General features: G+C 63.0%; 9 protein-coding genes. 4 read left to right on the plus strand and 5 right to left on the minus strand.

All coding sequences use genetic code 11. From position 1 onward, the window contains the following. The 4 genes from AC1DHD_RS09420 to AC1DHD_RS09435 form a co-directional block, all read right to left on the minus strand. Nucleotides 1–377 (minus strand): aquaporin (locus AC1DHD_RS09420; protein WP_476879453.1); only part of this gene is annotated, 377 nt, incomplete at its 3' end. Further along, the gene (locus AC1DHD_RS09425; RefSeq protein WP_476879454.1) at nucleotides 374–730 is read right to left on the minus strand and encodes an ArsR/SmtB family transcription factor; all 357 of its coding nucleotides are present in this window, start codon (nucleotides 728–730) and stop codon (nucleotides 374–376) included. The genes AC1DHD_RS09425 and AC1DHD_RS09420, both read right to left, overlap by 4 nt. Nucleotides 731–856: 126 nt before the next feature. Continuing rightward, on the minus strand, nucleotides 857–1,573 hold the full coding sequence (locus AC1DHD_RS09430) for a TetR/AcrR family transcriptional regulator C-terminal domain-containing protein (protein ID WP_476879455.1): 717 nt from the start codon (nucleotides 1,571–1,573) through the stop codon (nucleotides 857–859). Nucleotides 1,574–1,769: 196 nt separating this feature from the next. Continuing rightward, on the minus strand, nucleotides 1,770–2,633 hold the full coding sequence (locus tag AC1DHD_RS09435) for a response regulator (protein ID WP_476879456.1): 864 nt from the start codon (nucleotides 2,631–2,633) through the stop codon (nucleotides 1,770–1,772). Between the two features lie 803 nt (nucleotides 2,634–3,436). Between AC1DHD_RS09435 and AC1DHD_RS09440 the strand changes: the two genes are divergently transcribed. Then, on the plus strand, nucleotides 3,437–3,964 hold the full coding sequence (locus tag AC1DHD_RS09440) for a hypothetical protein (protein ID WP_476879457.1): 528 nt from the start codon (nucleotides 3,437–3,439) through the stop codon (nucleotides 3,962–3,964). 739 nt (nucleotides 3,965–4,703) lie between these two features. On the opposite strand, the gene AC1DHD_RS09445 is transcribed toward AC1DHD_RS09440, so the two are convergent. Then, a complete protein-coding gene (locus AC1DHD_RS09445; RefSeq protein ID WP_476879458.1) occupies nucleotides 4,704–5,012 on the minus strand; it encodes a hypothetical protein in 309 nt (102 codons plus the stop codon). A gap of 1,232 nt (nucleotides 5,013–6,244) precedes the next feature. Between AC1DHD_RS09445 and AC1DHD_RS09450 the strand changes: the two genes are divergently transcribed. The 3 genes from AC1DHD_RS09450 (at nucleotide 6,245) to AC1DHD_RS09460 (ending at nucleotide 10,606) form a co-directional block, all read left to right on the plus strand. Then, the gene (locus AC1DHD_RS09450) at nucleotides 6,245–7,156 is read left to right on the plus strand and encodes a diacylglycerol/lipid kinase family protein (RefSeq protein WP_476879459.1); all 912 of its coding nucleotides are present in this window, start codon (nucleotides 6,245–6,247) and stop codon (nucleotides 7,154–7,156) included. Between the two features lie 1,317 nt (nucleotides 7,157–8,473). Beyond that, on the plus strand, nucleotides 8,474–9,361 hold the full coding sequence (locus AC1DHD_RS09455) for a LysR family transcriptional regulator (RefSeq protein WP_476879460.1): 888 nt from the start codon (nucleotides 8,474–8,476) through the stop codon (nucleotides 9,359–9,361). 147 nt (nucleotides 9,362–9,508) lie between these two features. Next, nucleotides 9,509–10,606 (plus strand): tartrate dehydrogenase, encoded by a 1,098-nt coding sequence (locus AC1DHD_RS09460; RefSeq protein WP_476879461.1) that lies wholly within the window; start codon nucleotides 9,509–9,511, stop codon nucleotides 10,604–10,606. The last annotated feature ends 74 nt before the right edge of the window (nucleotides 10,607–10,680 follow it).

Genomic DNA, 10,680 nt, shown 5'->3' on the forward strand with positions numbered 1-10,680 from the left:
AGCCACAGCCCTGACCCTGCGCGTTCATGTGTCGAGAGCGTCACCGGGTCCAGGCCGAACATCAGGTTGGCCAGCATGCTTCCCGACAGGCCGCCGGCGAACTGGGCCGGGATCAGGGCCAGTGTGGTGCGAGTGTCCACCGCCCCCAAGGCCCGTTCGACCAGGGTGACCACGGGGTTGAAGGATGCCGAGACCGGTTGCAGCGCCAGGATCAAGGCCACCAGCGCCGCGCCTGTGGCGGTGCTGTTCTCGAGAAGCTGCAGCCCGACGTCGTTAGGGGACAGCCGCGAGGCCATGACACCGGACCCGACTACGGCCATCACCAGGAAAGTTGTCCCGGCGAACTCCGCCACGGCCCGCCGCAGGAGTATGCTCATCGGCTCAGTCCGCTGATCAGCTTGGAAAGGTTCGTCAGGGCATCGGTGCGCGCACGGTAATAGACCCACACGCCGCGCTTTTCCCTCTCCAGCAGCCCCGCTTCATGGAGGATCTTCAGGTGGTGGCTAATGGTCGGCTGTGAGAGCTCGAAGGCGTCATTCAGGTCGCACACACAGGCTTCACCGCCTTCATGGGAGGCCACCAGGGACATCAGCCGCAGCCGCACCGGATCACCCAGCGCTTTCAGTAGCGGCACGACTTCCCCGGCCTCCACTTCCGACAACGGTTCCCTCGACAGGGGCGAACAGCGCGCCACGGACTGGACGGGAGCGACGTTGACAGATATAGACATATGTCTATATTTACACCTATCGATGCCTAGCCAACGCAGGGCTACAGACTCGCCCGGGAGGAAACCGGCCACACCACTGCAACGAGTGCGAAAACGTATACAATGGGGACCTATTTCCGTACAGATCTACGTAACATCCCTAGCCCCTAGGCGCCCCGGCTGTTCGGAAAACCCGTCGGTAAGGCCTGCCAGCAGAATAGTGATGCCGCCGTCGAGCTCTTTCTTTCCGTCATAGTCAGTCAAGACCGGGACGAGGGACCGCAGATGGGGGAAATCCTTCGGCGGCAGCCGGTACAGGCCCAGACGGAGCAGGGCCTCGTTTTTCTCAGGGTCGACGACGACCTCCTGCAGCTCGTTGAGGACATGCCCGTACAGGAAGCCGTAGTAAGCGCGGTACACGTGCAACGCCTCAGGAGCGGCAAACCCTGCGCCAACCAGCAGCGACAGGATTTGTTCCAGCGGCCGGAGTGTTCCCATCGGCCGACGGCCCAGCGGGGTGGAAAGAGGCCGCGTCACCAACAGCGGCACGACATTCGGATGCCGCAGTGCGAGGTCCCGGAAATCATGCGCGATGCGCCGGAGCTGGGCCCGCCAGTCAGGATCAGCAGGATTGACAGGCAGCTCATTGAAGACCAGCTCCGTGACACCATCCAGCAGGTCGGCCCGGCTCCGGGCGTACCGGTACAGTGCCATCGGGTCCCGGCCCAACTTCTGCCCGAGCCGACGCATAGTAAGGGCCTCCAGCCCCCAGCCGTCTACCAGCTCCAGTGCGGCCGAGAGCACCAGCTCCCGACTCAACCGGCTCTTGCCCACCGAACCCGAGGGCGGATCGTCCGCGACCATACGGCTCATCCCCTCCGCCCCGACGGTAACAGCCGTGCCTGCGCCACCACCGGGGGCTATCACTGCTCCGCCACCGGGGCTATCACTAAGCATCCTTGCCTCTTCTGCAGTCTACGCGCGACGTCTGCTGCCTGGAGGAAATGACGTCGGCTTACCCTCGGGACCATCAGCAATGATGAGGCCTGCGGATGCCCGGCTACCAACACCCAAGATCGGCGCGTGTCGCGGCGAGGGCGCCGGCAAGCCGACCGGCGTTGTCTTTCCGCACCGCCTCCGTAGGCAACACCGGGGAAACATCGCTGGTACAGACCAGCAGCGCGTCCGTGACCTCCGCCACCAGGTCCGGGAACCGGCTGCTCCGGTAATCACCGTCGGTCTCTGAATGGCGGTTTAACGCATTCACTACATGCACGGCGACCTGCGATCTGCGCTCCATGCCAAGCTTCGCCAGAATACTCGAGATCATGTTCTTGACTGTTTTTTCCGAGAGAAACATTCTGTGGCTGATCTGACGGTTACTCAGTCCCCGGCCAAGGGCAGCAGCCGCGACAGCCTCCTGGCGGGTGAGCATCCCAAGTTTCTCCTCCCGGTCGGGCTCAACAATGAGCAGGTTCGGAGCCCGGAGAGCCGGCTGAAACACGCCACTGAAGGCGGTGTACCCGTCCAAGGCTCGGGAGATCAGCCGGAGCTGTTCGGCGTTGTCGTCCTTTTTGGACAGACACCCCCAGGCGCCGGACATTATGGACTCGATCAAGACTGCTTCGTCGGCCGCCGCCGTCATCAGGAGGCACCTGATACCCGGTGCCGACACGGCGATCCCACGGCAGACCGCAGCACCGGAACCGTCCGGAAGATCATCATCAACAATAACCAGCGCCGGCCGAAGCGCAGGGATCCGCCGCAGTGCCTCGAGCGCCGACGCAGACTCCCCCGCAACGCCCACACCCGAGGACTCCAACAGATAACGCAGACCGCGCCTCACGACTTCATGGTCGTCCAAAAGGTAAACACCCTGGCCCCTCAGCGGCAGGGCCACTTCGACCTCCGGTTCAGCCCGCATTGCTGCTCCATCCAAGCCTCCGGGACTCCAAAGGCGCCGTCGTCCGTCACTGTCGTCGGCCCCGCCCGATGCGAAGACGAACCCGGACCCCATCCGGTCAGCCCGGCCCCGGCGCAATTATCCACGCGGACCTTGCCCCCAAACTAGACCTGATGGCTCCGAAAGAACACCCCGATCCCGCCTTGCCCCATTTCAAGGAACCGGCCTTCGGCGAACCGGCCGCCGCTTCCGTCCGGGCCCATCAGGGTCGGAGCGCAGGCGTCCTGCAGCACGGAGGGAGCGCAGAACGGTCTTCGCTCCCGAGCCAGCGTCGCTCTGCCCCGTCTACTGAAGATCGAGGATCCCAGGTATCCAAGGGCGGCCCGCACCCCCTCAACTCTTTGATCGGGACTCACATTCGAACTTCGCGGGAGTGACCGTGCCCGGCTTTTAACATGGGCCGCTGGCCTCACGCCAGGCCCGGACCGCTCTGTCCATTCGCTTACACGCCTCCTCCATATATAAGCCAGGCGAATAAGGGTGCTGAACGCTTGCTAACTGCTGAGGACGGTTTATATTCTGGGTCAAGTAAGGAGTTAAGCAGTTGGCTTCCACGGATCTGCTTACGGGGAGACGTAATGGAACACAAACTGCAACTCACAATCCGCACCGACGTGGACGCCCTGGGCCTCGGCCTTCAGGTCTCCGGTTGCCTGACCGGCGCTGCGTACCCTGTCCTTCTGCGCGCACTAGCAAGGGCCGGACAGGTATCTAAGGGCCCGCTAACCTTGGATTTGCGCGGTGCCAGGCATCTGGACCCTGACGTGCTACTCCATCTGCGGGCCTTCAGCGGCTCCGCCACAGCACCAGCTCCGAACAACGCCGAACCCGGAAAAGGACTCCCCGGGGTCTTCCTAAAGGAACCGTCCGAACTGCCGGTCTGCCTCGCTCACGTCGCTATCGACGGAGCCGTCCTGGAGCACCTCACGGACGCTCAGGGCGCTCACGCCGCCGGCTGCACCGTCACCCACGGACCCGCCGGGACCGAGCTCATCGACGACCTCCAGCTCTGCCAATACTACGAAGGAAGCCTCGACCCGGCGTCAACCGTACGTGCCCTCTCGGATGAAGCGCTTGGCCGATTGGTCGACGCCCTGTACCGCCACCTTGATTCACCCGGCCCGTCCTTCGGGGCCCGGACCTGGTTCGAGCTCGCGACCGATGAGATGGACCGACGGGACCTCCCCGGCTCTTCACTCAACGAGTCCGCCTCAGACAAAGGCACTGTGATGGCTCGAAAGCTCCAACTGCCCTCACAGACCGATGAACACCGCGAACCCGTTCAGCTTTGAACAGGGCCGCGGGTTCATAGTTGGGCTGTGGAGGCGTGCCCACGCCCGTCATCGTCTCCCGGGCAGGAATAATGCACCAACTATCCCAAGCCGCCTACCTTCGTGACGCAGCTTTCGCCATAATTCCGGTAGTGCCCCCGGCCTCGCAACTGATCGATCTTCTCGGAAGAACACCTGCCAGTAAAGACAGCCGTACCGTTTTATTAGTCGGGCCTGCGGTGACGGCCTGCGGGGGCCAACAGACGGGGTTTACTGCGCCCTATCCCGGCAATCGAATGCCGCGGTCGGGGACGCCGCTGGCTATTGGGCCGATTTGGGCGCATGCTGGTCGTGGATCCGCAGCTTGAAGGCGAAGTTTTTCGCCACGGGCGGTCCCCGCGTACCAGGCCGCCTAAACACCGGTCCGGGCTGCGTCGGAGCCGTCAAGCAGCCGGCGGCTTCGAAGGCGGAAATCAATCATCCCCGTGATCGGCGCAGTCACAGCCAAGACGCCGACATTCTCTCGGGCCCGTCGCCAMCCTGATTTTCATAACGGTGACAGGATTTGGGCGTCCCCGGATGCCACAAGACACAAGCTATTCCCTATCGCCCGCCAGCCTTGCCCATGCCGTGCTGCCCTGTTGCCAAACGGAAGGCGACGTAGATGAGCCAGGGAGATATGCAGTTACGGGGAGCAGGATCGATCTTAATCGGATCGAAACCACTCGGTTACGGTTCTCCTACATGTGGTGGACTGCCCTCAGCGTGCTGCAACTCCATGTGTTGTGAGGTAAGTGCGCCACCACTGCAGGCACTCGTCCGCCAATTCCAACGCATCGACCGTATCGGTCGGGTCCTCAATGAAGCGGAAGCTGGCCCTGGAGTTGTCATGGATCGCCATGCCTTGAACCCCCTCCGTGGCACGTTGGTTGGCGGTATTCGCCACCGCCCAGCACCGGCGCATGGAGAGAACCCTGGCCTCGATGTCCATCAGATCCTTACCGAAGGGAACCGTGTCATCGGTCATGATCCAGTCGCGAAGGTTCCAGCACAGGATGAAGAAGACCATTATGTCTGCCTTCAGGGTTTCCGGATCCGAACCGCTCTCATATCCGTTCGCAATTTTGGTCCGTGTGCGCCGCATTGCGTCCCACAAGTCGGTCCACACCGGGGGACCGTACTCCATTGCAACGTCCGAGGCGGCTTCCGTCCCGGCGCTCCCGGCAGTCTCGGGAATTTCTGGACGTTTAGGTTGACTACCGCTTCCGGTACTTGACATGTCTTGAGACTATCCCGGGCAGTGTCTTACTGACTACATCACCAACACCCAGTTGATTATTTCAGAGGAGCCGTCGTTGCGCCCCTCTCCAATGATCCCCAACCGCCGACGCATGTCGGCAACCGCAGCGCCAAACCATACGTAGCCTTGTGAACATGGAACTCGTCGCTCAAGGAGCCGGGTGCCGCAAGATCGTGGAGTTCGTCAACGGCTTCGTCGTCATGGCAATCCATCACCGGTCGGGCAGTGGCCCCGTTCCCTAACGCCGACGGCCGGCTCTGGTCATCGTTTTGGACGGCGGCAAGGTTATCGGCGCCTATTTCTCCGGCCGGACATTTCTGACGGCTCCTTCTGATTCAGCGGCTTGATGGTGTTCATTCTTCTGACGTGCTTCACGCAGGTGAGAGCCCAGCTTCTCTTCCGATTCCCGCCGGCGTTGCCCTACGGTAGGCACCGGCTGCGTACCCGGCGCCGACTGCCCGTGCTGATGCGAGCTTTGGTCCTGCTCGTCCTTGCTGTGTTGATCGCTCATAAGGGCATCGTCCCACCGCCCCTGCTCTGGAGGAAGCCCAGTTGGGAATCCCGAAACATCCTCGTCTTCCTGATGGCAGCTGTGGCACCTGGCCTCGAATTTTATTTCGCCGGTAGTGTTTTCGGTTTCCGCCTAGGCACTGTCAGCTGCTACTTTCGGCGCCCCAGCGGGTGTACCACGGTATGGTTGTGATCGTAGACGTGCTGCACGTTCCATTCAAGGAAGCTGCGAGGTGCAGGTGTGAACGAGTATGAGGCATCATTGGTCATTAGGTCCGGAGCCGAGCAGCTGTCGGCGGCGTCTTCTGACCCCCGTTCGGAGGAAGGCTACGCGGCGGTCAAGGCCAATATTTCCGAAGCGCTTGAGCGCATAGCGGAAGCTCTTGGTAACTTTGAGTCCAGTTCGGGGGCACCGCGCCGTTCAAGCGGATGGGTTCAGGACCTTCGCCGCGTAGCGGACGACCTGGGGGAATGACAGGGCTGAAACGCCGATGACAGCGAGTGGCCCTGACGGGGCGCCTGAAGCACGTTTTGACCGGGCTGTGCTGGTCTTCAATCCCGGCAAGTCTGGTATGACCGCCAGGATCAACGGGCTGCGACGGGATCTCGCCGCCGGAGCCCCGGAACTTCAGGTTGATTTGCTGCCGACCGGCTTTGCGGGGCATGCGCGAGACCTTGCACGGTCCGTCGCGGCGGCAGGGTCCACGCTCATTGTTTCAGTAAGCGGTGACGGCGGGTACAACGAGGTTGTCAACGGGGTGATGGACGTTCCGGGCAGCAAGGCGGTGTGCACGGTCGTCGCGGCAGGCAATGCCAACGACCATCACCGGAGCATGCCTGCAATATCATTGCCGGAGGCTGTGCGGATAGGACAGGGACAGGTCCGGCACATCGACCTGTTGCGAATAACATTTGGGGAGGAGCCGCAGGCACAGGTTCACTACGCCCATTCCTACATCGGTTTCGGACTTACGCCCCTGATGGCGATCGGAATCGAGAGCGGAGGAAAGGGCAAAATCCTCGAACTCCTGTCCGTGGCGCGCACGCTCTCCCACTTGAGCCCCTTCGAGCTCGTTCGGGCAGACGGGGCCATCGCCTGCTTGGACAGCCTGATCCTGGCCAATATTTCGCGGATGGCCAAGTATGGGAGGGTCAGCGAGGCGGCGGGTCCCGACGACGGCCGTTTCGAGGTTGTGACGCTCCCCCATTCCGGCCACTGGAAGATGGCACTGATGACTCTTCGGGCCGTGACGTTGGGGCTCGGGAATCAGCCAAGCGTCAGTAGCTACGCGTTCAGCACGCGCGACGCTGTTCCTTGCCAGATTGACGGCGAGGTCAGACATCTTCCCGCCGCCACCCATGTTCTTGTCGAAAGCGCGAAAAATGCCCTGGCGGTTCTCTGATCCTCGGCGCCCTTGACATGTACTCAATGGGGCGGCCAGCACCCAGGGAATCTCCGCCGGCGATGACGAACACGGACCATTGATGGCCTTCGCGGCACCACCGGGACTACGGCAGGAGACTCAGCGCCGTCGTCATCGGCTTCGGCGCCACAGCCCGTGGGTGCACAACGCCCTCATCGCCGACGGCATCCATGACCTCCAGAGCCTGACCAACCGCGGGGGCGCCACCATCGGTTCGTCCATCCATCCGTGCTGATTCTCCAGTCCGATCTCGGTCCCCGATGCGCCGTTCCTCCAGCTGGCGCCCTTCCTGGCCGAAAGCGACATCGTGGTCACGCTCAAGAAAATCCCAGTCCACCACTGAGGTATTTGCGGACCGAGGACCCGGATGTTTTCCGACCCTGATCGCGGACGTTTCCTGCGATGAGGGAATGGGCTTCAGCTGGACGAAAACCACCATCTGAGAGATCAGCGAAGCACGGTTGCCCTTCCTTGAACCATCTTCGCCAGTTTTAGGGCGCAGCAGCAATTTTGATGGAAGGGCGCTGCCCGGACTGGTAGGCAGACGCGATGACTGGTTCGAGTTCGTCAATTACCGTCCGGTTCCCGGGTAGAACCACATGGGCGAGAAATTCCGACTCAAGCGTAGCAACCCCGGCTGCCACCGCTGCGAGTTTCGCGTCTATCGACAAAGCGAAAGAATGCCAAAACCTTCGGGCGCTGAGCTCCGACACTCTTACTGTAACCTCCGGGCCGTGGACCTTCCCGGAACCACCGCCGACACCAGCGACCACGTGCGGATCCGGTAAACAGATGACGATGCGGAACTGCCTTCCGCCGGCCCTGAACGCGATGGCTGTGAAATCGCCGCGTTGGCTGGAACGGACGTCGGTTGCCCCGAAGGTAACGAGCGCCCGCTCGGCATGTTCCTTTGAGTCCCCAATGCTGAATGAGTCACCACGCGTGTAGAAACTGCGGTTATCAAGAGGTCCCATAGTCCAACTATGCACCCCCTTGCCAAACCTTCGAGACTTCAGCCTATCGGCGGGACGAACAAAGCAGCACGAAGGACTCTTTGGGGAATTCCAGGTGCACAATGTTGGGGCGGCCTGGTGTCCGAGGGGCGCGCCCCACACACACTCTTATAGGCGTAAGCTATCGATGCGCGCGTGCGAAGCAACTGCGCCCGCGCGGAGCCCGGCATCGGACCCTGAGCCGATGTCGCCCGACGTCAGTCCCAGCGCCGGCACCCGGCGTCGGACCCTAAGGCAGGACCCCGAACCGGGGCCGAACCAGACCGAGCCATCGAGGAGCCGCATGGACACGCGCAAACTGAAGTACTTCCTTGCGGTGGTTGACCACGACGGCTTCAGCCGGGCCGCGGAGCATCTGCTGATCGCGCAACCCTCCCTGTCACAGACCATCGCCGGGCTGGAAAGAGAGCTAGGGGTTCCGCTCTTCCACCGCATCGGCCGCCGGGTGGTCCTCAGCGAGGCGGGCAACGAACTTGTCGGCCCGGCCCGGCTGGTGATGCGGGACCTGGACGCCGCGCAGTCAGCGGTGCGGGCACTTCAGGGGGTCCGCAGCGGCCGCCTCGACATCATCACCATGCCCTCCCCGGGCATCGAGCCGCTGACCTCCATGATCGCCAGTTTCACCCGCCAGCATCCTTCGGTCCGGCTGAACGTCAGCGCAGCGTTCACCCCTGAAGAGGTCATCGAATCCGTCCGGACCGGCAGCACCGAAATCGGCCTGGCCGGGTCGCCCGATCCCATCCGCGTGCCCGGCGTCCAGGTCATGGAACTGGAACGCCAGCCCCTCATCCTCATCGTCAACCCGCAAGCCGACACCTTCGGCCCCGGACCTGCCATCCAGAGGGAGGACCTTGGCGGCCACCGGCTGATAGCCAGCCAACGCGGTTCCCTGATGCGCTGGCTGGTCGACGACGCCCTGGCACGCGGCGTCAACACCGAGATCGTTGTCGAGGTCGCGCACCGGACATCGATCCTCCCCCTCGTCCTCGCCGGCGTAGGACACGCGGTGATGCCCTCGTCCTGGGCGCCTACAGCCCAGAAGTCCGGGCTCCGGACCCTGCTGATCGAGCCGGTCTCCCAGCTTGATGTCGCAATCCTCAGCCGAAAGGAAGACCTGACACCTGCTGCGCGGGCTTTCCTGAAGGTTGCCGAACTGCACGTCACGCCCTGATTCCGCGGGGATCCGCCCGAGTCCATAGGTCGAGCCTATGTGGCGCATCGGATCTTGGTCTTGGACGCCCAGAGGCGTCAGCCCGTCTACTTGAAGAGGACCAGCAGTGTGACGCTGCTAACACACACTCAACGAGGAGGTAGGCACGTGAGCGCCACCCAAACATTCAGCATCGCTTCCATTCCGGCCGACGGCGTCGGCAAGGAAGTCATCTCGGCCGGACGCCAGGTCCTGGACGCCCTCGCGGAGAATTCCGGAGGCAAGTTCGCCTTCGAATGGAACGAATTCCCCTGGGGTTGCGGCTACTACGAAAAGACGGGCCAGATGATGGACCCGAAGGGCCTGGACGCCCTGAAAAACTTTGATGCCATCTACTTCGGAGCTGTCGGCTGGGAAAACGTCCCCGATCACATCAGCCTCTGGGGCCTTCGGCTGAACATCACCCAGAATTTCGACCAGTGGGCCAACGTCCGGCCGGTGAAGTTCCTTCCCGGTATCGAGTCCCCGCTCCGTAAGGCCGACACCACGGAGCTCGACTGGGTGGTGGTCCGGGAGAACAGCGAGGGCGAGTACGCCGGGCTGGGTGGCCGGAACCTCAGCGGCCGTGGCCCCGGCAACGAGGTTGCGCTGCAGACCGCGCTGTTCACCGAAAAGGGCTGCGAACGCATCATGCGCTTCGCCTTTGATCTCGCACGGACGCGGACCGTGAAGAAGGTGTCCTCGGTGACGAAGTCCAACGCCCAGCAGTACGGTATGGTCCTGTGGGACGAGACGTTCCAGCGCGTGGCCCCGGACTACCCGGACGTTGCCACCGAAAGTGTCCTGGTGGATGCGATGAGCGCGAAGTTCATCCTGAAGCCGGAAGAGCTCTCCGTCGTCGTGGCGTCCAACCTGAACGCGGACATCCTCTCCGACCTGGGGTCCGCCCTCGCCGGCAGCCTGGGCCTGGCCGCGAGCGCCAACCTCAACCCGGAGCGCCGCTTCCCGTCCATGTTCGAACCAGTGCACGGCTCCGCCCCGGACATCGCCGGCAAGGGCATCAGCAACCCGATCGGCGCCATTGCGAGCGCCRCCCTGATGCTGGACCACTTCGGCCTGCACGCCGAGGCGCGCCAGGTCGAGGCCGCGATCGAGCGGACCACCGCGGCCGGATACCTGACCCGCGACGTCGGCGGCGATGCCGATACCACCGACGTCACCGACGCCATCATCAAGGCCCTGACCCACACCCTGGCCGCCGTCTAGCCACACCGGCCGGCCTCCGGAACATCGGGGGCCGCCACCAGCCCGGGACGGGCGGCGCAGCACAACCACCGCCC

The organism is Arthrobacter sp. 05L45_2, from assembly GCF_056397525.1.

Coding starts and splice junctions, on each gene's coding strand:
- AC1DHD_RS09445 (WP_476879458.1), bottom strand. CDS start 5,012: ATGGTCTTCTTCATCCTGTGCTGGAACCTTCGCGACTGGATCATGACC.
- AC1DHD_RS09455 (WP_476879460.1), top strand. CDS start 8,474: ATGGACACGCGCAAACTGAAGTACTTCCTTGCGGTGGTTGACCACGAC.
- AC1DHD_RS09450 (WP_476879459.1), top strand. CDS start 6,245: ATGACAGCGAGTGGCCCTGACGGGGCGCCTGAAGCACGTTTTGACCGG.
- AC1DHD_RS09430 (WP_476879455.1), bottom strand. CDS start 1,573: ATGGTCGCGGACGATCCGCCCTCGGGTTCGGTGGGCAAGAGCCGGTTG.
- AC1DHD_RS09425 (WP_476879454.1), bottom strand. CDS start 730: ATGTCTATATCTGTCAACGTCGCTCCCGTCCAGTCCGTGGCGCGCTGT.
- AC1DHD_RS09435 (WP_476879456.1), bottom strand. CDS start 2,633: ATGCGGGCTGAACCGGAGGTCGAAGTGGCCCTGCCGCTGAGGGGCCAG.